The organism is Nocardia pseudovaccinii NBRC 100343 (assembly GCF_001613225.1).
GTDB lineage: Bacteria > Actinomycetota > Actinomycetes > Mycobacteriales > Mycobacteriaceae > Nocardia > Nocardia pseudovaccinii.
On record NZ_BDBY01000179.1, the window covers coordinates 1 to 23,531 of the forward strand.

At 66.0% G+C, this 23,531-nt stretch carries 18 protein-coding genes and 2 pseudogenes; 9 read left to right on the forward strand and 11 right to left on the reverse strand.

What is annotated here, in order from left to right; translation table 11 throughout:
- A pseudogene (locus NP3_RS48110) lies at nucleotides 1-1,022 on the reverse strand (hypothetical protein); the annotation flags it as partial.
- A gap of 1,389 nt (nucleotides 1,023-2,411) precedes the next feature.
- Nucleotides 2,412-3,557: an esterase/lipase family protein gene (locus NP3_RS22025; protein WP_373864776.1), complete on the reverse strand. Its 1,146-nt coding sequence runs from the start codon at nucleotides 3,555-3,557 to the stop codon at nucleotides 2,412-2,414.
- A gap of 243 nt (nucleotides 3,558-3,800) precedes the next feature.
- On the opposite strand from NP3_RS22025, the gene NP3_RS22030 reads away from it, so the two are divergent.
- Complete coding sequence (locus NP3_RS22030; protein ID WP_063043497.1) at nucleotides 3,801-5,036, forward strand: PucR family transcriptional regulator; 1,236 nt, start codon at nucleotides 3,801-3,803, stop codon at nucleotides 5,034-5,036.
- A gap of 5 nt (nucleotides 5,037-5,041) precedes the next feature.
- Here the strand turns inward: NP3_RS22030 and NP3_RS22035 are convergent, their stop codons facing one another.
- On the reverse strand, nucleotides 5,042-5,719 hold the full coding sequence (locus NP3_RS22035; protein ID WP_218024909.1) for a FadR/GntR family transcriptional regulator: 678 nt from the start codon (nucleotides 5,717-5,719) through the stop codon (nucleotides 5,042-5,044).
- 111 nt (nucleotides 5,720-5,830) lie between these two features.
- Between NP3_RS22035 and NP3_RS22040 the strand changes: the two genes are divergently transcribed.
- The 5 genes from NP3_RS22040 (at nucleotide 5,831) to NP3_RS22060 (ending at nucleotide 12,281) form a co-directional block, all read left to right on the forward strand.
- Nucleotides 5,831-7,294 (forward strand): amino acid permease, encoded by a 1,464-nt coding sequence (locus tag NP3_RS22040; RefSeq protein ID WP_063043499.1) that lies wholly within the window; start codon nucleotides 5,831-5,833, stop codon nucleotides 7,292-7,294.
- Nucleotides 7,291-8,343 (forward strand): asparaginase, encoded by a 1,053-nt coding sequence (locus NP3_RS22045; protein WP_063043500.1) that lies wholly within the window; start codon nucleotides 7,291-7,293, stop codon nucleotides 8,341-8,343. The genes NP3_RS22040 and NP3_RS22045 overlap by 4 nt, the downstream gene beginning before the upstream one ends.
- An 11-nt stretch (nucleotides 8,344-8,354) precedes the next feature.
- Nucleotides 8,355-9,782, forward strand: a complete 1,428-nt coding sequence (locus NP3_RS22050; protein WP_063043501.1) for an aspartate ammonia-lyase — start codon at nucleotides 8,355-8,357, stop codon at nucleotides 9,780-9,782.
- A 648-nt stretch (nucleotides 9,783-10,430) separates the two neighbouring features.
- The gene (locus NP3_RS22055; protein ID WP_063043502.1) at nucleotides 10,431-11,345 is read left to right on the forward strand and encodes an undecaprenyl-diphosphate phosphatase; all 915 of its coding nucleotides are present in this window, start codon (nucleotides 10,431-10,433) and stop codon (nucleotides 11,343-11,345) included.
- Nucleotides 11,346-11,378: 33 nt separating this feature from the next.
- Entirely contained in the window at nucleotides 11,379-12,281 is a 903-nt protein-coding gene (locus NP3_RS22060; RefSeq protein WP_063043503.1) for an alpha/beta fold hydrolase, read from the forward strand.
- A 189-nt stretch (nucleotides 12,282-12,470) separates the two neighbouring features.
- Here NP3_RS22060 and NP3_RS22065 read toward each other — a convergent pair whose 3' ends face one another.
- The 3 genes from NP3_RS22065 to NP3_RS22075 form a co-directional block, all read right to left on the reverse strand.
- Entirely contained in the window at nucleotides 12,471-13,376 is a 906-nt protein-coding gene (locus tag NP3_RS22065; protein ID WP_169814542.1) for a serine/threonine-protein kinase, read from the reverse strand.
- A gap of 70 nt (nucleotides 13,377-13,446) precedes the next feature.
- Nucleotides 13,447-14,127: a PAS and ANTAR domain-containing protein gene (locus tag NP3_RS22070; RefSeq protein WP_373864777.1), complete on the reverse strand. Its 681-nt coding sequence runs from the start codon at nucleotides 14,125-14,127 to the stop codon at nucleotides 13,447-13,449.
- 73 nt (nucleotides 14,128-14,200) lie between these two features.
- Nucleotides 14,201-15,241 carry a PucR family transcriptional regulator gene (locus NP3_RS22075; RefSeq protein WP_063043505.1) on the reverse strand — a complete coding sequence of 347 codons (1,041 nt, stop codon included), beginning with the start codon at nucleotides 15,239-15,241 and terminating at the stop codon, nucleotides 14,201-14,203.
- Between the two features lie 703 nt (nucleotides 15,242-15,944).
- Here NP3_RS22075 and NP3_RS51555 point away from each other — a divergent pair.
- A pseudogene (locus NP3_RS51555) lies at nucleotides 15,945-16,202 on the forward strand (hemerythrin domain-containing protein); the annotation flags it as partial.
- 123 nt (nucleotides 16,203-16,325) lie between these two features.
- Here the strand turns inward: NP3_RS51555 and NP3_RS50550 are convergent.
- On the reverse strand, nucleotides 16,326-17,255 hold the full coding sequence (locus NP3_RS50550; RefSeq protein ID WP_063043507.1) for a hypothetical protein: 930 nt from the start codon (nucleotides 17,253-17,255) through the stop codon (nucleotides 16,326-16,328).
- Between the two features lie 353 nt (nucleotides 17,256-17,608).
- Between NP3_RS50550 and NP3_RS22090 the strand changes: the two genes are divergently transcribed.
- Entirely contained in the window at nucleotides 17,609-18,505 is an 897-nt protein-coding gene (locus NP3_RS22090; RefSeq protein ID WP_084508782.1) for an alpha/beta hydrolase, read from the forward strand.
- A gap of 14 nt (nucleotides 18,506-18,519) precedes the next feature.
- On the opposite strand, the gene NP3_RS22095 is transcribed toward NP3_RS22090, so the two are convergent.
- Together NP3_RS22095 and NP3_RS22100 are read right to left on the reverse strand one after the other, a co-directional pair.
- Nucleotides 18,520-19,875 (reverse strand): NAD(P)/FAD-dependent oxidoreductase, encoded by a 1,356-nt coding sequence (locus tag NP3_RS22095; RefSeq protein ID WP_063043509.1) that lies wholly within the window; start codon nucleotides 19,873-19,875, stop codon nucleotides 18,520-18,522.
- Nucleotides 19,876-19,992: 117 nt separating this feature from the next.
- Nucleotides 19,993-20,808, reverse strand: coding sequence for a ParA family protein (locus NP3_RS22100; protein ID WP_373864778.1), 816 nt, complete (start codon nucleotides 20,806-20,808; stop codon nucleotides 19,993-19,995).
- Nucleotides 20,809-21,154: 346 nt separating this feature from the next.
- Here NP3_RS22100 and NP3_RS22105 point away from each other — a divergent pair, with 346 nt between their 5' ends.
- Nucleotides 21,155-21,490, forward strand: a complete 336-nt coding sequence (locus NP3_RS22105) for a histone-like nucleoid-structuring protein Lsr2 (protein WP_063043516.1) — start codon at nucleotides 21,155-21,157, stop codon at nucleotides 21,488-21,490.
- Between the two features lie 33 nt (nucleotides 21,491-21,523).
- Here NP3_RS22105 and NP3_RS22110 read toward each other — a convergent pair whose 3' ends face one another.
- Nucleotides 21,524-22,348 carry an HTD2 family dehydratase gene (locus tag NP3_RS22110; RefSeq protein WP_063043511.1) on the reverse strand — a complete coding sequence of 275 codons (825 nt, stop codon included), beginning with the start codon at nucleotides 22,346-22,348 and terminating at the stop codon, nucleotides 21,524-21,526.
- On the reverse strand, nucleotides 22,345-23,508 hold the full coding sequence (locus NP3_RS22115; RefSeq protein ID WP_063043517.1) for a CaiB/BaiF CoA transferase family protein: 1,164 nt from the start codon (nucleotides 23,506-23,508) through the stop codon (nucleotides 22,345-22,347). Before NP3_RS22115 ends, NP3_RS22110 begins: the two co-directional genes overlap by 4 nt.
- Nucleotides 23,509-23,531 lie beyond the last annotated feature (23 nt).

The window sequence follows — 23,531 nt, forward strand, 5'->3', positions numbered from 1 at the left end:
GCCGTTGGCTCGGCAGCAACTGCTGACGACGGCACCACCTCGGGCGCACCAGAATCCACCAGCGCGCGTGCCACCTCGGGTTCCGGCGTGTGCGCCGGTAGCGGCAGTACCTCAGGCTCCCGAACATCTGCTGGCAACGGCAGCGCCCCTGGCGCCTCGATCTCCACCGGCGCACGTCCCAACTCGGGTACGGAAACGTCAGCTGGTAGCAATACCTCGTCCGACCTACTGCCATCCACCAGAAGCGACAGAGCCTCGGGTTCGCGAACATCCGCTGGTAGTGCGTCCGCCCCAGGCTCCGCGACATCCACCGGTAGCGCTACGGCCTCGGGCTCCGCAGCATCCGCTGACAGCGGCACTGCCCCGTGCGCCGCAGTATCCGCCGACGGTCGTCCCAACTCTGGTTCCCGAGCGCAGACCGGCAGTGGCGGTTCCTCGACGTTGCCCGGTAGCTCAGGAATCCCCGGCTCCCTGGCGTCCGCCGGTCGCGGCACCACTGCGGCCCCGGCCGCATTCACCGGTAAGGGCAGGCCCTCGGGCATCCCGACTTCCATCGGCACGCGTTCCGCGATATCCACCGACAGGGGCGAAGGATTCGGCGGCCGAACATCCGTCGTCGGCGAAACTGCCTCCAGCGATTGACCAGTCGTCGACGGTTGAATCGCCTCAGGGCTCGCGATCTCGCCGAGCGGGCGACTGGGTACCGACACGGCTGCTGGTTCCCGAACATCTCCCGGTGACGCCGCGCCCGCAGCCACCGCATCCGCCAGGAACGGCACAGCCGCAGGTGCCTCGATATCGTTCACGGGCGCGGATATCGACTCGCGTTCCGAGACATCCACCCGAAGCGACGCGGCCTCGGGTTGGCGAACATCCTCCGGTAGTGCCTCCGCCGCCGATGCCGCAACATCGGCCGGTAGCGGCACTACCTCCAACTCGCCATCATCGACCGGTAGCGCCTCCGCCACTCGCGCCGCGGCACCAGTCGGCAACGGCACCCGGTCCGGCACTCCGACATCCACCGGCGGTCGTACCGTCTCAGGTTCCGAAACATCAGCCGACCGCGAACCTGCCTCCGGCTCCCGAACGTCCGCCGGTAGCACCTCAACCACTGGCACTACGGCACCAGTCGGCAACGGCACCCGATCCGGCACTCCGACATCCACCGGCGGTCGTACCGTCTCAGGTTCCGAAACATCAGCCGACCGCGAACCTGCCTCCGGCTCCCGAACGTCCGTTGGTAGCGCCGCGGGCTCGGCAGCATTCGGCATCTGCGCCGTGGCGTCCGGCTCGCCGACATCCACAGGCTGCGGGCGTGCCGTCTCGGGTTCTCGAACATCGACTGGCAGAGACGGAGTTGGGCGTACCCCGACATCCACCGGGACCGCCCCCGCGACGGGCTCCGCAACATTCGCCGACGGCAGACGATCTGGTGGCCGGATATTCACCGGTGGCGAAACCGCCTTCGGCGCTTGAACATCCGTCGACGGTTGAACCGCTTCCGGTTTCGCGGTCTCGCGCAGTGAACCAGTCGGTGCCGATGCGGCGAGCTCGGGGACCGTGGTGGGTTGTCGGGGCAGGGTTCGCTGGGTTATCGGTGGGGCCGGGGCTGCGACCGGGATCGGTTCCGGTGCATGGGATGTGGAGGGTTCGGTGGGTGTGTTCGGTCTCGCCGGGCGCGGACGGACCGTGCGTTGTGACCACGGGGTGTCCACTCTGCGACGGGACCACGGAGTTGGTTCGGGCTCGCGTACGAGTGGGCGGCGCCGACTTGTGGTGGGTTGGTCTGTCGCCGGTCGACCTGACACGGTTCCCTGCCGCATTGCCGCCGATGCGACATCCGACCGCATCGCAACAGGCCGAACGTCCGAGTGCACCGCGACAGACGCGACATTCGAATGTGCTGTCGTGAGGGCTATGTCCGACCGCGCATCTTCGGATGCGTCGACCGAACGCGCCTCCGCAGATGCCGCGCCCGACTGCACTCCCGCGGGTGCGCCGTCCGGTAGCACCGCAGCAGATGCTTCGACAGACTGCACCTCCACGGATCCCGCATCCGAACGCGCCTCTTCGGACACCGCAACCGACTCCACCTCCGCGAATTCGATCGCGGCCTTCAGCTCGACGACGGTTCGGTTGGCTTCGGCGATCAGGCGTTCCAACCTCGTCACCATCGCCCGCAGTTCGCCCGGATCGAACCGCGACCGCTGCATCACCGAGGTCTCCTGCTGTGTCGTTACCACGGTCAGGTGCAACCGGGTGTGCTGACCGGTAACCACAGCCCGCTTCGCATGGCCCTGAGTACGGGCAGTGGCATGGTCAATTTTCACTCAGGTCGTCAAACCTCCCGAGATTGGGAAGTCCACACCTTGCCCGGCTCGGCCGCTTCGGGCAGGGTTCATCGGTCGAACTCAGAGGCCGCCGCCACCTCCGATCAACCATGGGTTGAAGCTGCAGTCCAGATTCGAATGGTGCGCGGGATCCAGGGCCTCGAGCGCGATGGAGGCCGAGCGTGGTGAATACATCATGGTCAGGTGGTCGGACAGATCCTGTTCGCAGCCGTCCTGCAGCGTGATGTTGTCGACCGTGGCATCCGGCCCGGCCTGTAGGAAGGTCCAGTTGTAGGGGTTGGTGACCTCGTCGTACCGCGACCCGACGACCGTGTAATCGACACCGGGCACGGTATCGCCGTTCGCGTTGAGCCGCGCATAGAACGAAGACCCCACCGCCTGTTCGATATTCGACAGCCCGACGATCGGCTCGTAGAAGCCGAGGATATTCACGCCGAGGTTATTGATGGCCCGCCCAAGCAACGCGATGCCCATCAAGGCCGTGCCGTGGTGGGTGGCACCGAAAGTGACCAGCTTGCCGACCTTATCGGCGCCCCCGTCGAATTTCAGATACTGATTCGCCACCGTCCCACCCTGCGAGTGGCCGACGATATCTACCTTCTCCGCCCCCGTGGCCGCGCGCACCCGCTCCACGAAATCGGCCAGCTGGCGCGAGGATTCGGCCATCGGCCCGACCCCGTAGCGACCTGGCAGCATCGCACCGATCCCACCGCCCTCCATCAGCCCGGATCGCCCGAAATTGAAGGCGAATACGCAGAATCCCGCCCGCGCCAACTGCGGCGAGAGATAGGCGAACGTGTCGAAGGCATTGAGCCAGGTGCCGTGCAACAGCACCACCGGGTTCGGATGCTCGGCACTCGGCATGCAGTCCCACCGGTTCGCACCCGCGGGCGCGGCATCCGGCTGCGCGAGACCGTACGCGAAAGCCGCGAGAGCCGTGTTCATTTCGGGCCCTTCGCCGATGGTATTGGAGGCGATGCTCTTCGCCCAGCCCGATCCACTTCCGGTATCCACGATCACCTGTGGCTGCCGTCCGTCCGGAGCCGGGGCCAGCCCCGCGTTGATCTGTTCGACGAGGAATTGCTGATCGGATTCGGCGGGCTCCGCGCCCGCCGCACCGATTCCGAGCCCATGCGCCACAGACAGCCCAGCGATGAGGGCGGCTCCCGCGAAGGCGCGGCAGCCCCGTTGCTTCATTGCAAACATTTCGTACTTCCCATTCCGATCGGTTCCGCCCCACGCCGGTCGCTATGCCACACGTCACAGATCGCACGAAATGTGATGGCCGCCATTGCGATTACGCGGTATTCGAAATGTAGGACGGTCGTTAGTCGGCGTCACTACACGCCATGACGAATAAACTCCACACCGGTTTGTCGTCGATGACAAAGTTCTGGTTGATAAAACCGAAACGTTGAACCGCCCACTGTCGTCGGCAACAATCGGCGCATGGCAACCGCTTCGACCTCGGCCGTCCGAGACGCTCCGTTAGTGACCCGGCTACTGACCCGGTGGCCGCAGATCTCCGAGCGCATGCTCGCCGAGGGCCTCGGCGCGACCCCGCCCGCGACCGATCTGCCCGAGGGCCATTTCACCGCCGAGGTGCTGCCCGCCATCTACGCCTGCGGCCGGGCCGTACTGCACGCCATCGGCGAAGACCGCGAATTCACCGGAGCCGAGGTCGCGACCTTCGTGGCACCGGTCGCCGAGCGGCATGCCGAAGACCGCTTCCCGCTGTCGATCCTGATCGAGGCAATCCACGGTTCGGCGCAATCGGTGCTCGCCGAGGCCGCCGCACTCGCGACGCCCGAAGAAATGGCCGATCTGGTCCAAGTCGGCTCCCGCCTGCTCGATCTGCTCAAGCACATCAATATCATCGTCGTCGAGACCTATACGGCGGTCGAACAATCCATCTACAACGCCGAGCGGGAAGCCCGCCGCGAACTGTGTTCGGCACTGCTGCGCGGCCAGCCCGCCGATGAACAGGCCGCCCGCGCCGACACCCCGCTCAGCGAGCGCTACACGGTGCTCGGCATCCATATCGATTCCGACGACCAACCCACCTCCGTCGCCGATCTACTGGCCCGGCGACGGATACGGATCCTGCACCGCACCCTCGACACGATAAGCAATGGCACCGCGCTGGTGACCTTCGACGGATCCACCGGAATCGCCCTGCTTCCAAGGTATTCCGATGAACCCGAGTCGACCCGTTACGCCCGCCTGGCGGCCGAGCTGGCCGAACAATTCGGCGCGTCGGCGCATCTTGCCGAATGCCCGGCGGTCCCGCGCGCCGAACTGCCCGAAGCCGCGGCGGAGGTCGCCGAACTCGCAACGCTCGCACGCCTGCTCGGCCGCCCGACCGGAACATACCGACTCGACGATCTGCTGCTCGAATACCAGCTCACCCGACCGGGCCACGCCCGCGACCGGCTGGCCGAACGGATCACCCCACTGCTGAGCAACCCGCATCTCCTCGAGGCGTTGGAGGCACACCTGCGCTACGGCTCCGACCGTAAAGCCGCGGCGGCACGACTTCATGTGCACCCCAACACCTTCAGCTATCGACTGCGCCGCATCGCCGAACTCACCGGTGTCGATCCCGCCGATCCGAACAACTCACGTCTGCTCGCCGCATCACTCACGATCCAGCGCACACACCAGCCGTCCGAACCGCGACGGTAGGCCGCTCAGGCGCCGATGCGGGCGACCGTTTCGGCGACTCGCTCCAGATGATCGGTCATCGCCGCACGCGCGGCCTCGGGCGTACCGGCCTCGATGGCCCGCACGATGGCCTCGTGCTCGCGGTCGGAATCGGTGCGGCGGTCCTGGGTCAGATTCAAGAACTCCGATTGCAGGTCCAGCGCGCGGCGAGTGTCGGCCACCATGGCGGTCAGCATCGTATTTCCGCTCGCGGCCGCGATCGCGGTGTGCAATTCGCCGTCGTAGCGCACCCATTCGTGCGCATCCGGGGCCGCCGCGAGCTTGTCCAGGATCTCGAACAGCTGCCGCACCTGCTCCGGCGTGCCGCGCTCGGCGGCGAATCCGGCGGCCGGTATTTCGATGAGCCTGCGCGCCTCGATCAGGTCACCCGCGCCGACCCCCGCGAAGGTCGGCTGGGTATCGGCATTCTTGGAGACGATGAAAGTGCCTCGGCCGGTGTGGGTTTCGGTGAGTCCGAGGATGGCGCAGGCATGTAGCGCCTCGCGGACCACCGGTCGGCTCACCCCGAACTGCTTGGCCAGCGCCAGCTCCGCGGGCAGCCGATCGCCCACCGCGTAATCGTCGCTCTGGATGAGGCTCTTCAGTCGGCGAAAGACCGCTTCGGTGGCGCCGATGCGCTGCACGTACCCTTCCTCGACCGTCACGCGACCCAGTATGGCATTGACAGCCGCTGTGACCCCCATTACAGTCAACCTGTCTTACAGCCTGACAGCCTTACTTCTTCGCGGCTGGATCCGGCCCATGGAAGGTTTTCGATGCAACATCACGACCAACAGTCGACCGCCGCCACCACGCCCGCACCGCGGATCGATATCGGGGACCTCGGCTACCAGAAGCGGCTACGCAAGCGCCATATGCAGATGATCGCGATCGGCGGATCGATCGGCACCGGACTGTTCCTCGGCGCCAGCGGCCGGATGGCGCTCGCCGGACCGTCCCTCGCCCTCGTCTACATCGTGTGCGGAATCTTCACGTTCATGGTCGTGCGCGCACTCGGCGAACTGGTCATGTACCGGCCTTCGTCCGGGGCGTTCGTGTCCTATGCCCGCGAATTCCTCGGTGAGCGTGGCGCGTACTCGGTGGGCTGGCTCTACTTCCTGAACTGGTCGACGACCCTCGTCGCCGACATCACGGCGGTCGCGCTCTACGCGCACTTCTGGTCGTTCTTCGTGCCCGTGCCGCAGTGGGTGCTTGCGCTGATCGCGCTGACGGTCGTCGTCGCACTCAATGTGATGTCGGTGCGACTGTTCGGCGAACTCGAATTCTGGTTCGCGCTGGTCAAGGTCGGGACCATCGTCGTGTTCATGCTGCTGGCCATCGGATTCATCGTTACCGGCACCTCGGTCGGTGGGCACGACCCCGGCATTTCGACGATCACCGATCACGGCGGACTGTTCCCCCGCGGCCTCGCACCCATGCTCACCATCGCGCTCGGCGTGGTGTTCGCCTTCGGCGGTACCGAGATGATCGGCGTCGCCGCGGGCGAAGCCGACAATCCCAGACTGGTGGTGCCGCGCGCGGTGAACTCCATCATGTGGCGGATCATCCTGTTCTACGCGGGCTCGGTCGTCCTGTTCACACTGCTACTGCCGTGGACGGCCTACTCCCCCAGTGAAAGTCCGTTCGTCACGGTGATGAGTTCGATCGGCATACCGCACGCCGCCGACGTCATGAATCTGGTGGTGCTCACCGCCGCGATGTCGAGTCTGAATGCCGGGCTCTACGCGACCGGTCGCACCCTGCGCTCCATGGCAGTGGCCGGTGCGGCACCACGTTTCGCCCAGCGCATGAACCGCAATGGCGCACCGTACGGCGGCATTCTGATCACGAGCGTGGTCGGTATCGCAGGCGTGGTGCTCAATCTGGTAATGCCGCAGAAGGCCTTCGAGATCGTGCTGAATTTGGCCGGACTCGGCATCGTCGGCACCTGGGCGTCGATCATGATATGCCACTGGATCTTCGTGCGCCGAGCCGAGCAGGGGCACTACCGCAGGCCCGCCTTCCGGCTGCCCTTCGCGCCGGTGCTCAATATCCTCACCCTCGGCTTCCTACTCGCCGTCATTCTGCTGATGTTCTTCGACGACGAGATCGGGCGCATCACGCTGGCGGCATTCCTGCTGGTCGTCGTCGCGATGGTGGTGGGTTGGTTCCGAGTGCGAGGTCGGCTGGATCCGGACGTGCTCGCTCCGATGTCGGAAACCGGATCGGAGACCGCGTGACTTCGATCGCCACGCTGCCGCACCGTCTTTCGCAGATCAGTGTCGATATCCTCTACACCGGTGGCACATTCGGGATGGTCGATCACGGTGACGGCCTGCGGCCCCGCCGGGGTCTGGGCGGCGAAATCGCGGACACCATCGCACGATTCGAGCGCGAGAACGGCATCGCGGTTCGGTTCGACTACACCGAACTCGAGCAGGTCATCGATAGTGCCGATGCCGGGCCCGAGACCGCCCGCCGGATCGCCGCACGAGTCCGGTCCGGTGTAGCGCAGCGGCAACCGGATGGTGTCGTCGTTGTGCACGGCACCGACACGATGGCCTACGTGGGCGCTCGGATGGCATTCGAGCTGCGCGGTATCGAGGTGCCCGTCGTGCTGACAGGAGCACAGATCCCGCTGGGCCTTCCCGGCAGTGACGCGCGGAGCAACCTGACGCTTGCGCTGAACAGCATTGCCGCCCAGGCAGTCTCGGGAACATTCATCGCCTTCGGCGAGTCGCTGCATCCGACCGTGCGGGCCAGTAAACGCGCCTGCGACGACTACGACGGATTCACCACGGTGCGGGAGTACGCACCGCCGCCCGCACCACCACGGCTGCCCGAGTCGCGTCCGCGCATCGATGGCTCACCCGTCGGCCTGTTCACCGTGTTTCCCGGCATGCATCCGGACCTGCTCGATACGGCACTGCGCCACTACCAGGGCGGACTCGTACTCGAGTGCTACGGCTCAGGCACACTGCCACTGCACGGTTCGGCAACAGTCGAGGCCATCCGCGCGGCCACCGCACGGGGAACGCCGGTAGTCGTCATCACCCACTGTGACAGCGGCACAGTCGATCTCGACCGCTATCAACCCGGCCGGGCCATGCGCGATGCCGGTGCCATCGGTGGCGGCGATATGACCAGGGAGGCCGCGCTCGCGAAACTCGGCTACCTGGTCGGCCTCGGCATGTCCGGTAGCGAGCTGCGCCGCTGGATGACGACGAATCTGCTCGGCGAACTCTCGCATCACCCCGCCACACAGCCGTTCCCGCACACATCCAACTGAACAGGAATCCGATGACCGAAAGCACTCGTACCGAACGCGATTCCCTCGGCACCCGTGCGGTACCGCGCGAGGCCTACTGGGGCGTCCACACTGCACGCGCGCTGGACAATTTCGCCATTACGGGCGACCGCATCGGCAATTACCCGGCCCTGATCACCGCGCTCGCCGCGGTCAAACAGTCCGCCTGCCGGGCCAACCGGGACCTCGGCCTGCTCGATTCGCGCCGTGCCGACGCTATCGATGCGGCCTGCGACGAGATCCGCGGGGGCGCACTGCACGACCAGTTCCCCATCGATCCTGTCCAGGGCGGCGCCGGTACCTCGACGAATATGAATGCCAACGAGGTCATCGCCAATCGGGCGTTGGAGTTGCTCGGCCACGACCGCGGCGGCTACACCGAACTGGACCCGCTCGACCATGTGAATCTGGGCCAGTCCACCAACGACGTCTACCCGACCGCGGTGAAACTCGCCATCGTGCACCACATCCACGATCTCGTCGCCGCACTGGGTCGGCTGGCAACCGAATTGGACGGCAAGGCAAGCGAATTCGCTGACATCATCAAGATGGGCCGCACCCAGCTCCAGGATGCCGTACCGATGACGCTCGGTCAGGAGTTCGGCACCTTCGCGATCATGGTGCGCGAGGACTGCGCGCGCCTCGACGAGGGCACCGCACTGTTGCGCGAATGCAATCTCGGCGGTACCGCGATCGGCACCGGTATCAACGGCCATCCGGATTACCCGGCGCTGGCCTGCACCCATCTCGCCGATATCACTCGGATTCCGGTGACCTCGGCCGCCGATCTCATCGAAGCCACCCAGGACTGCGGCGCGTTCGTCCAGATCTCCGGCATCGTCAAGCGCGTGGCGGTCAAACTGTCCAAGATCTGCAACGACCTGCGGCTCATGTCCTCGGGACCGACGACAGGTCTGGGAGAAATCTCGCTTCCCCCAGTGCAAGCCGGATCATCGATCATGCCCGGCAAGGTCAATCCGGTCATCCCGGAGGTCGTCAATCAGGTCGCATTCGCGGCTGTCGGCAACGATATGACCGTCACCATGGCCGCCGAGGCGGGCCAGCTCCAGCTCAACGCCTTCGAGCCGATCATCGCCTACAGCCTGCTCCGCACCACCGCCCACCTCACCGCCGCCATCGATGCCCTGGCAACCAGATGCGTCGCGGGCATCACCCCCCACCGGGACCATCTGGAACGGGGTGTCCGCCGCTCGATCGGCATCGTCACCGCCCTCACCCCCCACATCGGCTACGCCGCCAGCGCCCGAATCGCCAAGCAGGCCTTGCACACCGGCCGCCCCGTCGAGGAAATCGCCACCGAGCTCCGCCTGCTGCCCGCCGAAACCGTGAAATCCCTACTGGCGCCGCACCGCCTCGCCGGACTGCCCACCCCGGCAACCGAACCTGCTGCGGCGCAGTAGTCACCATGCATACGGGCCGTGCACCGCTTGCATCAGTAGAGGTCTCGCCTCGGTCGGTCCGGCGCGCCACCGATCTACACTTCGGCTTCGAACACGCCGGACTCGCCGACATCGGCGTGGCGACGTAGAACTATGGGTTGCGTGGGCTAATATTGCAGCGCTGTGCGACGTGGCGGCGTTTGCGCAGCGAACGGGGAAGGAACCCGCTCGGCAACACAATGTGTTGCCGAGCGGGTCAAAAAATGCCCCGCCGAATTGCCGCTGGTGCCCCTCCCGGAAGCCCACCGCACTGGACGAGACCGGCGCATCCTCGCGAGCATCGCGGCACGAAATCGAAACCCTCACTGCCCGAGGGCACCTCGTTCCACGAACTGGTGTACGAAGTTCGCTCGATACTCGCCGACGAATTGCTGGGCACCACAGACCTTCCCGTACATGAACTCGCCAGTGGGACGCGGCCATCACCCCACAGCGGACTGCGGTCGTGCCCATCGACGGAGGATCAGCGCGAATCCTGGCGAATGCCGCAGGACGATATCGCATCGTAGTCCGCCCCCGAAACATGCTGCGGGAACCAGGATTCGGACAAATCGGCGTGTGCTACTCCCAGCCGGAAGGACTGTCGCGCACGTGCAAGAATCGTCCGCGATGATCACCTATCTTGAAGCGACTGTCATCGGTGCGGTGCAGGGGGTCACCGAGCTGTTTCCGATCTCCAGCCTCGGCCACTCCGTGCTGATCGCCGCATGGGTGGGCGGTGATTGGCGGAAGTTGCTGGTCCAGAACGAGTCCGGCGCGGGCAATCCCTATCTGGCATTCGTGGTCGCGCTACATGTGGCGACTGCCGTGGCATTGCTCGGGTATTACTGGCGCGACTGGTGCGCGATAGTCGCCGGTTTCGTCACGACACTGCGCACCAGGCGGCTCGATACTGTTCCGCAGCGATTGGCGTGGCTGATCGTGATCGCCTCCGCGCCGGTAGCCATCCTCGGCCCGCTGCTCGTCCATCCGCTGCACGCACTGTTCGAGGGCCCCATCGATGCCGCCATCTTCCTGACTCTCAATGGCGTCGTGTTGGTCATCGGTGAGGGGCTGCGCCGGCGCAACGAGCCGACGCTGGCGGAATACGGGCGACGTTTCGCCCTCACCGCCGCATCGCATCCGGCCCGCCAATCCGACCGACCGCTGGCCGCCCTCGGGAAGCGCGACGCCGTAGGCATCGGATTCGCGCAAGCAGGCGCCCTGCTGACCGGGTTCAGCCGCGCGGGCCTCACCATGGTCGGGGGATTGTGGCGCGGTCTCGAACACACTCACGCGGCCAAATTCGCCTTCCTGCTTGCTACTCCGGCAATCCTGGGGGCCGGGATCGTGGAATTACCGGAACTGTTCGGACCGGAGACCGACGGCATTCGGGGGCCGATACTCGTCGGCGCGGTCGTGTCCGGGGCCTCGTCCTGGCTGGCCGTGCGCTACCTGGAGCGGCACTTCCAAACCCGCACCCTGCTACCGTTCGCAACGTACTCACTGATCGTCGGACTGCTCTCGATCATCCACTTCAGCTGAATCCATCTTCGACAAACAGGGTTTCGTGCTCAGATGACAACACCGGACTATGACGAATTCGGACTGTTCGCCGAGAACGCGGCCGAGGCCGGGCTGCCCTGGTCCGGTCCGCCCCAGGTGCAGCGGTTCTCGATCGACATCGGGTCCGGTCGCCACATCAGCGGTCTGCGCTGGGGTGACGGCGAACCGGAGTTGGTGCTCGTGCACGGTGGCGCGCAGAACGCGCACACCTGGGACACCGTGGCGCTGGCGCTGAACCGCCCACTCGTCGCGCTGGACCTGCCCGGCCACGGCCATTCCGACTGGTGGCCCGACCATCTGTACACACCGCACCGGCTGGCCGACGCGGTCGCCACCGCGGTCGATACCGTGGCGCCGCAGGCGACGGCGGTCGTCGGCATGTCCCTCGGTGGACTGACCGCAGTGCGACTGGCCGCGCTCCGCCCGGACCTGGTGCGCCGCCTGATCATCGTCGACGTTACCCCGGGCACCGGCAATAACCCGAACAAGACCGCGGCGATAGTCGCATTCGTCAACGGCCCCACCGACTTCGGATCCTTCGACGAGATCCTGGAGCGCACCGTCGCGCACAATCCGAGCCGGTCGGTCCAGTCGCTGCGGCGCGGAGTCCTGCACAACGCACGCCCACGCGACGACGGCCGCTGGATCTGGCGCTACGACCGACTCCGCCCCACCGCCGACGGGTCGGTCGACTTCAGCCCACTGTGGGACGACGTGTCCGCCGTGCAAGCACCACTACTGCTCGTGCGCGGCGCACGCTCACCAGTTGTCGACGACGCCGACGTCGCGGAACTGCGCCGCCGCCGCCCCGGCGCGCAGGTCGCGGTCGTCGACGGCGCCGGACACTCGGTCCAGGGGGACCGCCCCCTCGAGCTCGCGGCGCTCATCCGCGACTTCGCCTTCCCTGTCGAATGATCGCTATGACTTCGGCGCGTTCGGATCGAACGGGCCGAAGAGCGCATCGTGGATATCCGCCTCAAATCGGCCGCCCAGCGTGTTCACGCCGATCTTCTTGTTCAGCAGGTCTTTCGGCGTCGTGAGCGGACTGTTCTCGGGAACGTATTCGGCCCGGCCGTGTCGGGCATTTCGCTGCCGCCGATATCGCTACCGGCGTAGCGCCGATCGGGTGAACGCCGCGTTCAAACGCTTCAGGAAGGGGCTGCCCGGACGGGTCTCGTGGAGAGCCTCGGTGAGTAGGGCGATGGGTTCGGCGCAGGTGGTGTAGCGGGCGTTCGGATCCTTTGCGAGCGAACGGTGCACGATCGAGTCGACCTCGGGTGGGATCCAGTGTCGGCGTGCGGAGATATCGGGCGGCAGATCGTGCAGGTGGGCCTGTGCGGTGGCCATCAGATTTCCGCGCGGGAACGGCGGGCGGCCGGTGAGCAGTTCGATGGCCGTGGAGATCAGTGCGTACTGGTCCGTCGCTGGGCACACGGCGCCTGCCTGCAGCAGCTCGGGGGCGGCGTACGGCACCGAGACCACGACGAAACCATTTGTGGCCAGGGGCGGTTCGGGCCGGTGCAGCCATCGAGCCTGGTCGAAATCCGAAAGTTTCACCGTCGCTGGGTCATCCGTGCCCACCAACAGATTCGCCGGTTTGACGTCGAGATGGACGATGTCGTTGGCGTGCACGAAATCCAAACCCGCCGCGACCCGAGTCAGCACATGCAGCACCCGCCGCAGGTCCGGCTGCCGGTGCGGCATCGGCACCAATATCGCCCCCGTTGTACCTGCCACGTACTCGTGTGCCGACCACAGCCTGCCGTCGGTTTCCCCGTGCGTGTACATCCGCACGATATTGGGATGCCGCAGCACGGAGAGGATGTCGAACTCGTGCACGAACCGCGCACGCGCCTCCGATGACCGACTGTCCTCGGGACCCAGAACCTTCAGCGAAACCGCCCGCGCCCGTTCCGGATCCTCGGCCAGATACACATCACTGCTACCGCCATGACCAAGCCGAGCCTGCACAACGAATCCAGCAAACCGGTCATTCGGTTCCAGTACCACCGCCACACCGTAGTTCGCCGACGCCCGGCATCGACGGCGCAACCTCTCGCTGCTGGGAAATCGGGTGTGGTCAGTCCTTGGGGATGCGTTCGTGGAGGGTCAGCAGAACGTGATCGAAGGTGGCGCGGGTCGCGGGTTCGGGCGCTGGAACGGTGGCCAACTCGGCGATCAGTTGTTCGGCCAGCACACGCAGCTTGATGTTGGTTTCCTGCGAGCGCCAGATCAGCACCTTGAACGCCTGCTCGGCATTGATCCCGTACAGCCGCATCAGCACCCCCTTGGCTTGTTCGATCACCGCACGCGACTCGATCAGTTCCGGCAAACGCACCTCGAGCGCTTCACGTTCTGCCTCGGCGAGGGTGGCGCTCAGGTCGATATAGAAACCGGTCGTGCCCACCGGTCGACCGTCGTCGTCGAGAATGCGGTCGGCGACCACCATGACGTTGTGCTCGGCACCGGAGGTGTCGATGAACCGGTGGCGGCTCGAGAACGGCTCGCCGCGGTCGACGGAACGGGCGATGCGTTCGGCGACGTGTTCGCGGTCGTCGGGATGTTTGTGGGCCAGCAGCAGTTCGGTGGTCGGCTCGATTTCCCCGGGCCGGTAGCCGTGCATCCGGTACACCTCCGGCGACCACTCCCAGCGGCGGCTGGCGAACCAGAAGCGGAAACTACCGACCGCAGACCGCGCACCCGACTGTCCGGGCGACGCATCCGCGGTGTCGAAGATCGGAGATCCGGGCGAAGACGTCACCAACCAATTATCGCCCCTTGCGCCGCCGCTCCCCCGTCTGGGACGACAGATTTCTATGCCGGAAAGCCACTGGTCAAGGCCGCTCGTCGAGCAGCCGCCACGCCGTCAGCGCGAGCCTGGCCCGCAAGAGCCCGGTGGGCTCGGCGAGTTCGATACCCGTCGACTTTTCGATCTGTTCGAGGCGACGTGCGACGCTGCTGTGGTGCAGGTGCAGCAGTTCGGCCGCCCGACGCAGCGAGCCGGTTGCACAGTAGGCGTCGAGCGTCTCCAGATCCTCCGGAGTACTTGCCATCCGGGCGATCGCGGCCACATCGGCGTTATCACGCGCAGCCTCCTGGGGTACCTGTGCGAGCAAGGCCAGCGCCCCGAGGTCGTCGTAGCGGACGATCGGGCTACGCGCGGTGGCGAAGCGCAGGGCGGTGCGGGCTTCCCGCCAGGACCGGTCGGGGCGATCGGCGGCGCCGATGCCCGCGCGTACGCCTGCCGGAAATCGGGCCGGATCCACAGTGGTGGCCAGAATGACGCCCACGTCCGCCAGCGGCGCCGCCTTCACCGGGCGGGCTGGGCAGATCAGGCCGCCGACCTGGTCGAGCGGAAGCCGACACCCAACGGCCACGACGCGCACCGGCAGGTCGACGGCAAAACCCAAGAGCCGCAATGCCCGAGCCCTGGCCGCCTCATCGCTGTCGGCGCTGATCACCAGCTCGACCAGCGCCGGATCCGCCATGGTGGTACGTGCCGGGCCGTATCGCTCGACGACCGCCGCCGCCGCGATGGCGAGCCGCTCCAACAGCAGTTCGTCGAGCGAGCGGGAGATGTCGGTGCGTTCGAGCCAGACCGTGCCGATCTCCTCCTCGTCGAGGATGATCGGCCCATTGGTGGACGCGGACGGCGGCGGACCCGTCACTTCCCGCCCATCCGGTGCGAATCGGATCACTCGTCCCGTGCCGTGCACTCGAATCCCGGTCACGCACTCGGCCAGGACCGCCGAGGCCCGGGTCAGCGCCGGGAGATCCACCCGTCGGCGCATCAGGGTGTCGTAGAACATCACGACACGCAGCGCGCCTTCCGCTTCCACATCCAACTGCGACAATCGGACCACCAAGGCATCCATGTCCGGAGGCTATCCGCGATTCGCCCAATGGATATCCCTGATTTCGGTGAGTCCAGGTCAGGTACCATTTCGCGGCCGACTGGTTTTGCTATTTCCAGCTCGTCCGGGGTGCTGCAACGCGCGGCGGAAATTGGCATTCCCAACTTGGGAAACGGACACGAGACCACACACCGTGACAGGCAACCACAGCGCGACTTCGCGGCGCGGTAGCCACCTAAGCCCGATGCCGCCCCACCCCGGGACTGTACGAGTTCGCAAGTGGCGCTAGCTGGGTCGTGTCGGCTAGGGGATCGACGCGCAGGGTTGAGATGAAGTGCTCGATGGAGGTAAAACCAGCAGCGTGGATGCGCGAAAGGAGTGCCGCCGCTGGGGTCGTGGGTTGGGTCGGGTTCATCCTGTTCCCTTTGCCAGTTGAGACTCTGCACGGTGACTGCACTAGGTGCAGGGGAAGCATGGTCTATCGCGAGCGTCGGCCCCCCACCCGGCGTACATCGATGGCGAGCGCGTGGAACCTGGTACCGCTGTGGGTGCGTCGTCATTCCAGAACGGCCATGAGCGTAGCGATCAGGGAGCAAACGCGCCATACTTCGGGGCAAGCGGCTGTGGCACAACCAATTTCGGAATGTTCCTGTGGTTCTTTATCGCCTGCCAACGAGTCCGGGCCTCGTGCAGGGCCCACGCGGCATCGGTGAACCTGCTGGGTATGCGCCTGGCCCATCGCGCCACGCTCGCCGACAACGCCCGCCTCACCAGCCTCACCGCCGACATCGCGGCCGAGCGCGCCGCCTGCCCAACCACTCGGGCCGCAGCCCTCGCCGAATACCTGCTGCTGCTCTGCGACAGCATCCACCATCACCACGACATCGAGGACACGGTGCTGTGGCCACTGCTGCGCGACACCGCCCGTGCCTTCGCCCGCTCCGTGCCCGGCTCGGCCGCCGAACTCACCACCGGGCTCGGACACCTGCACGCGCTGCTCACCGAACACATCGGTGACGAGGAGGCGACCATCTTCCCGGTCATCACCGCCCAGCTCAGCGCCGAGCACCTCATGAGCACAGCCGCGAACAGGCGCGGTCGCCGATCAATCCTGAAGTCCGTCCAGCTGAGCGGCTATGTGAGCCGACAATGCGGCGGCGTGGGCGCGGTGGTCGGCGGCCGTGGCGGGGTCACCGAGGGCGTCGGCGAGTTCGGCGAGCACCGTGTCCGTGGGGGCGTAGACCACCGAACCGGTATCCAGGCCCGCCATGGTGTCCGCCCGCGACAGCATGTCGCGGTAGCACTCGGTCATGGCTGCGGAGTCGTTCAACCGGATCGCGGCCCGAGCGCGGAACACCACCATGACCGACCAGTAGTGGTCGCGTTCGATCGGCGCCGCCTTGACGAAAACCTCACGGGCCCTGTCGATCTCACCCGCATCCCACAGCGCCAGCACATACGGGAACACCATGGCCTCGGGGGCGACCGCGTACACCATGGACATCGGCTCCACCAGTGCCGACAGGTCGCCGCGCGCCCAGCCCAGCACCATGGCGGACACGATCAAGAGTTCGGCGCCGTTCGCGGTGCCGGAGGCGACCATCGCCGCACTGCATTCGGCATAGATGCGCTCGGCGGCGGACAGCTCGCCGCGCAAGACCCACAGCACCGCCGAGAACGTCGACAGCACGGTCAGCATCTGACGCAGCTGCCCAACGGTCGCGCACTCCAATCCCCGTTCGGCCCCAGCAATCGCACCCGATCGGCCACCGCCAACGGGCGATCCGGCGCCGAGCGCAACGCTCCGATTATGCGCGCATCCGGCAACCGCTTGTCCCGCGATGCCCAGATCAGTGGTGCGCGCCGAGGTCACCACCCCGAGCCCGGCTGCCAGCAGCACCGCACCGACGGTCAATGTCAGGTGTGCGGCCGCCCAGGTGCTCGCCTGTTCGGCGGCTTCGGAATATTCCAACGTGTGCAGCGCATTGCCCACCGCGAACAGCACACCCCGGCGATCAGCGCGTAATCCCGCCACCGGACGTCTCGATCGGCCGCGAGCGGTACTTCAATCCTCGTCATGGAACGTACTCTGCGCCACGGGCATTCACCACGACTTGCCATCGACTTGCGAACCCGCTGACACCGCCTGCCACGAATCAGCGGTTCCCCAGCAGCCACGCCGTCCAGGCTCGTCAGGCGACGCCATATCGAGTTTGCGCACCAACGTCGAACGATGGTCGAAGGCCATCACCGGCTCGCTGAAGAGCTCGGACCTGCCATCCGCGGCACTACGGTCTGGAGGATATGCGGCACTCGTCGCGGAGCGGGGCCGGAATGCCCGACGATTGGCGGATGAACTCCGAGCGACCGATCGGAAGGATAACTGTCATGGATCCCGAACTCGAACCATTCCTCTCACTGTTCCCGCCGTCCGACCTGTCCGACCCCGCCACCGCGCGTAAACAGCTCGCCGCGTTGGCCGCCGCGATACCGGCTACCGATACCGCGAACTTGGACATCGAAAACCGCACGGTCCCAGCCGATCCCGATGTGCCGGTGCGGATCTATCGTCCACACCAGTCCCAGGGAGCCATCGTGTGGCTGCACGGCGGCGGATTCGTGATGGGTGATCTCGACACCGAACATCCGTGGGCCACGATGCTCGCCAACGGCTCCGGCACGACCGTGATCTCGGTGGCCTACCGACTGGCCCCCGAAAATCCGTTCCCCGCCGCACACAATGACATCTACGCGGTGCTGGAGTGGACTGCCGAGCACGCAACCGAACTCGGCATCGACCCGACGCGCATCGCGATCGGCGGCCACAGCGCGGGCGCGGGTCTCGCGGCCGCGGTGGCGTTGCGGGCGCGTGATGAGCAAGGGCCGCCGATCCGTTTCCAATTGCTCCACCAGGCCGGACTCGACGACCGGCAGCAGACGTGGTCACAGCGGAATTTCACCGATACGCCGTTCGTGACTCGCGACAAGGTCGCGCAAATGTGGGGGCACTACCTGGGCTCCACGCCCGCCACGCCGTACGCGGCCCCGGCGCGGGCGACCGATCTGTCGGGCCTGCCACCCGCTTACATCGCCGCCGCAGAGTTCTGCCCGAATCGCGACGAAGACATCGACTACGCACTGCGCCTGATGGCGGCCGGGGTGTCGGTCGAGTTGCACCAATGGCGCGGTACGTTTCATGGCTCCCAGGCGATCCTGTCCGCGGAGGTGTCGCAGCGGCAGAACGCCGAACTGGCGGGAGTTCTGCGCCGCGCCTTGGCCGAGTGAATCGCACGATCGGCCTACGCGGTGCGGCGTCCTCGAAGACGGGGCAATCCCATCGTCGCGGCGGCGACACGTGGATCGAACATGTGCAGTGGGGATTTCGTCATATTCAGCACATCGAGGAATTTCGCCGCGGTCGCCGGATCGTCCGCCGCTGCCCGGAACATCCTGTTCAAGCCTGCATGCGCAAGTGATTTCACCCCTGGTGAGCCGAGCTCGACGGGAGGCATTGTCATATCGCTGACCTTTGTCAGCCACCATGGGGTGCGCAGCATGCGGCCGACGCGGCGATAGTAGCGGCGTGGCAGACCGTCGGTCCCCTGCTGGAGTACCTCATCCAGGAGATCCGCCGCAATGGCCGCGACAGTCATTCCGCTGCCGTAGATCGGATTGAAACTGCACACCGCATCGCCGATCGAAAGTATTCCGCCCGGAATACGATTCAGCAGTTCGTACCGGCGCCATATCGCCGTGCGGAACCGGTAGGTCGCTACGTCGTCGACAGGTATCGCACGGCGAATTACGGTAGCGACATCGTCAGGTGCGCACTCGGCGGCGTAATCCAGCAGTGCCTCCGGACTCGCCGGTGGGTGATTTTCCTTCCCGACGCCGAACGCCGAGAGCACCCACAAATCCCCCTCCTGTACCGCGAACCCGAACCCGCGGGGTCGGCTCGGCATCGGTCCCACCAGGACGATCCGATCGCCGCCGACAGCGTCCAGCGGCAGTCGGAAATGGCAAGTGGCATAGCCGATATCGACGGGCACCTGATCTTCGCGTGGCCGCGGGTACCCCAGCGACTCGAGCCAGGCACCGGTCCGTGAACCCCGCCCCATCGCGTCGACCACCAGATCGGCACGGACAGGCACCGGTTCGCCGCCGGTCTCCCGGCGCATCACCCGCACTCCGCCGACGCCGGTCTCGGAGGCGACCAACTCGGCTACGACAGCGTCGTCCCATATCGTCACATTCGGCAGCGCCGATACCCGGGCACGCACATGCGATTCCAGAAATGGCCGGCTGGCGGCAACGGACGTTCTGCCCAATTCAGCGCGATACAGCACGTTTCCGAAGAAGATCGCGCGGAAATCCTCGAATGCGCTGACGGCCTTCGCGCCATCGGTGATCAGCTCGGCGATCAGGCCGGGAAACCGGGACTCGGCGATATCGGCGGCGCGCATCAGCAGGCCGTGGGAATGTTGCGATTGCGGAGTGCCGCGGCGTTTGGTTTCCGCGTCCGACAAACGATCTCGCTCGACGACCGTCACCGCCGCATAGTGGTCAGCCAGAATACGGGCCGCGAACAGACCCGCGATCCCGCCACCGAGTACGACCGCATGGTCCCCGGCCCGGCGGTTACCCCTTCGACTCACCGGGTCCTCCTCGTCGGTGTGACGGCGCCGACGACATCCGAAAGTTCGGTCGATCGCGGGCAGGGCACGGCGACCCTACCCCGACGCGGCGTGGTCGCGCATGTCGTAGACGTGGCGTCAACGGCCGGATCGGTGGATGACCTCGCGGGCCAGGGCCCGATATTGCTCGGCGCCAGCGGATCGAGGCGCCCAGGTGGTGATGGGTTCACCGGCAACGCTGGCGTCGGGGAAGCGGACCGTCCGCGAGATCACCGTGTCGTAGACCTGGTCGCCGAAGACCTCGGCAACCCGGGTCAGTACTTGACGCGAATGCAGCAGGCGCTGGTCGAACATCGTGACCACGATGCCGAACAGGCTCAGGCCCGGATTCAGCCGGTCGCGGACCTTGTCCATGGTGTCGGTGAGCAGCGCTACCCCGCGCAGCGAGAAGAACTCGCACTCCATCGGGACGATCACACCGTCCGCGCAGGCCAGCGCGTTCACCGTGAGCAGGCTCAAGGATGGCTGACAGTCGATGAGTATGTAGTCGTAGCGGTCCCGAATCGGGTCGAGTACCCGCCGCAGCGAATGTTCCCGGCCGACCTCGTTCACCAACCGTATCTCCGCCGCAGACAGATCGATATTGCTCGGCAGGAGATCGACATTGTCGACGTGAGTCCTGATCAGTACCTCGTCGATCAGCTTTCCCGATCCCCCTAGCAGGTCGTATACCGTGCACGGCAGGTCATTCAGTACGGCACCCAACCCGGCGGACAACGCGCCCTGTGGATCGAGGTCGACCAGCAGCACCCGCCGCCCGCATTCGGCCAGCGCCGCGCCCAGATTGATGGTCGAGGTGGTCTTGCCGACACCGCCTTTCTGATTGCACAGGGCAATGACCTGCGCTTCAGTGCGGGGCACCGAGTGTTCGGATGCATTGACCGCACTCACGATTCGCAAACGCTTCGGCTCGTCTGTACCCCTGAGCCACTCCGGTTGCCGGGCAGATCAACTCGCCACAGGTAGTTTGCCAACATGTCGCCAGGTTAGCCCTTCATCCCCGAGACTGAACAACAAACCCCATACGAGTCCTTGCTCATCAACAATCAGGACCCAGATCGCTGACAATTCACTGAACCGACCGCTCGGTCGAAACCGTCTCGCCGGGAAAGAATCCCAGGAACCGCACAGATCCGGGTTCGATTCGGGGCAGCTTCGATCGTCGTGCGGCCGCTCGTTATGATCACGATCCTCTGCTTACGATCCTCTGCCCGCTGTCCACCCACGAAAAGGAATGCCCATGGCACGCAAGGTCGTTGTGACGCTCGTCGATGACTTCGACGGCAAGTCCGCTGCCGAGGAAACAGTGGCCTTCGCCCTCGACGGCGTCGAATACGAGATCGACCTATCCACCGTCAACGCCGGCCAGCTGCGCGGGCTCTTCGAGCCCTGGGCCTCGAGCGCTCGCAGAATCGGTCGCGCGGCCCGGGGTAAGGGCCACACCTCGCGCACGGCCAACGACCGCGCCCGCACCGTCGCCATCCGCGACTGGGCCCGCGCCAAAGGCATCGCGGTGTCAGCCCGCGGACGGATTTCAGCAGAAGTAGCCCAGGCCTACGAGAAGGCCAACGCCTGATCGCTATGCGGCCCGGCGCTGACCACCACGTCGTCAGTCTGCGGGATGCAATGTCGCGGTAGCGGTTTGCCGTCCGAAACCGTCCCGCGCGACGGTCGCGATCGCACCGTCGCGCGGGGTCGCCGAGACGACCAGCCCTTGGTGGTCGAACAGCGGCGACCGCAGCCGATAGTCGAAGACCTGGTCACCGGTGTAGCCGCGGGCACGGGCGGCCTCGGCCATGGCCAGCGCCTGCAACGGTCCGTGTACGAGCAGACCGGGATAGCCCTCGACATCGCGGGCGTAGTCGCGGTCGTAGTGGATGCGGTGGCCGTTGTAGGTGAGCGCGGAGAACCGGAACAGCAAGGTCGGGGAGGTGTCGATGGCCCATTCGTCTTCGGCAGGAGGGACTTTCGCGTCCAGGCCGGGTTCCGGTTCGCTGGACCCTCCGCTCGCCCCGACCGCATCGCGGTAGACGATATCCTGCCGTTCGTCCACGACCATCCGATCGCCCTGCAGTATCCGGTGGCCGACAACGACGAAAGTCAACGCGCCGCTGCGCCCTTGCTTCTCGTGTGTGGACAGCACCGTCGTTCGTTTCGTCGCCGGTTCGCCGCACACCAGCGCACCGCGGGTGCGCACCTGCCCTCCGGCCCACATCCGGCGTCGTCCAGGCCCCGGCGGCGCCGGAACGGTATTACGAATCGGATGACCATCGGGTCCCAGATCCGCCTGTGCGGGGCGTTCGAGCAAGTAGATCCAGTGCCACAGCAGCGGAAGTCCCTTGTCGAGATCCGGCGGTGGCACACCGAGCAGCCCGCTCAGCGCCTGCGCTGGACCGGGCACCAGCAATTCGGTGCGTTCGACGACCTCGCTCATGCCAGCGACTCCTTCGAAACATGTTCTGCCGGTGCGAATTCCGCGCGCAGGGCGGCGGTGTGCTCCCCCATCCGAGGTACCGCACCCATCGCCGGTTCCCAGCCGCCCACCACCGGCGGCAGCATGGCCTGCATTACCCCACCGGGTGTATCCACCGGCCGCCAACGATCGCGGGCCGCGAGCTGCGGGTGCTCGGTGAACTCGGCCGGTGTGCGCAACCGCGCATTCGCGATACCGGCCTGTTCCAGCAGCTCGATCACCTCATCGGTGTCGAATGCGGCAAATGCCTGCTCCAGCAGCACCGCCAACTCGCCGTCGTGTGCCACCCGATCGGTATTGGTCGCGAACCGCGGATCCTTGATCAGGTCGGTACGTCCCAGCACCGCGTCGCACAGCGCAGTCCACTCGCGCTCGTTCTGGATTCCGAGGAATACGGTGCCGTCGGCGGTACGGAACGGACCGTACGGAGAGATCGATGGATGTTTCGCCGCGGTGCGGCGCGGTGGTTCGTCGCCGTAGCGGCAGAAATAGGCGGGCTGGCTCATCCACTCCCCGAGCGCATCGATCATCGCGACATGCAGACTCGCGCCGTCACCGGTGCGCGCCCGGTCGTAGAGCGCGGTGAGGATGCCGCTGTAGGCATACATACCGGTGGCGATATCGGCGATCGAGAAGCCCGCTTTGGCAGGCACTTCCGTTGTGCCCGTTGACATCACGAGCCCGGTCTCGCATTGCAGCAACAGGTCGTAGGCCTTCTTCGACCGATACGGACCGTCGGGGCCGTAGCCGGAGATCGAGCAGTGGATCAGCTCGGGCCGGGCCGCGCGCAGCGTTTCGGCGTCGAGTCCGAGCCGTTCGGCGGCGCCGGGGACCAGGTTCTGCACGAACACATCGGCCCTGGCGATCATCGCGTCGAGCAGCCGACGGTCGGCTGGATCCTTGACGTCGAGTTCGACGCTCTCCTTGCCTCGATTGAGCCACACGAAATAGCTCGACTCCCCGTGGACGGTTCGGTCGTAACTTCGGGCGAAATCGCCGCCACCAGGGCGTTCGATCTTGATCACACGGGCACCGAGATCGGCGAGCTGGCGGGTGGCGAACGGTGCGGCAACGGCCTGTTCGACCGCGACGACGGTGATGTCTTCTAGAGGACGGCGCATGCGGTGCCTTCCGGGAAAGTCGG

Bases quoted from the DNA above. Each gene is read 5' to 3' on its own strand.
- NP3_RS22025 (WP_373864776.1), bottom strand. From the start codon at position 3,557: ATGTTTGCAATGAAGCAACGGGGCTGCCGCGCCTTCGCGGGAGCCGCC.
- NP3_RS22030 (WP_063043497.1), top strand. From the start codon at position 3,801: ATGGCAACCGCTTCGACCTCGGCCGTCCGAGACGCTCCGTTAGTGACC.
- NP3_RS22040 (WP_063043499.1), top strand. From the start codon at position 5,831: ATGCAACATCACGACCAACAGTCGACCGCCGCCACCACGCCCGCACCG.
- NP3_RS22050 (WP_063043501.1), top strand. From the start codon at position 8,355: ATGACCGAAAGCACTCGTACCGAACGCGATTCCCTCGGCACCCGTGCG.
- NP3_RS22055 (WP_063043502.1), top strand. From the start codon at position 10,431: ATGATCACCTATCTTGAAGCGACTGTCATCGGTGCGGTGCAGGGGGTC.
- NP3_RS22060 (WP_063043503.1), top strand. From the start codon at position 11,379: ATGACAACACCGGACTATGACGAATTCGGACTGTTCGCCGAGAACGCG.
- NP3_RS22075 (WP_063043505.1), bottom strand. From the start codon at position 15,241: ATGGATGCCTTGGTGGTCCGATTGTCGCAGTTGGATGTGGAAGCGGAA.
- NP3_RS22090 (WP_084508782.1), top strand. From the start codon at position 17,609: ATGGATCCCGAACTCGAACCATTCCTCTCACTGTTCCCGCCGTCCGAC.
- NP3_RS22105 (WP_063043516.1), top strand. From the start codon at position 21,155: ATGGCACGCAAGGTCGTTGTGACGCTCGTCGATGACTTCGACGGCAAG.
- NP3_RS22110 (WP_063043511.1), bottom strand. From the start codon at position 22,348: ATGAGCGAGGTCGTCGAACGCACCGAATTGCTGGTGCCCGGTCCAGCG.
- NP3_RS22115 (WP_063043517.1), bottom strand. From the start codon at position 23,508: ATGCGCCGTCCTCTAGAAGACATCACCGTCGTCGCGGTCGAACAGGCC.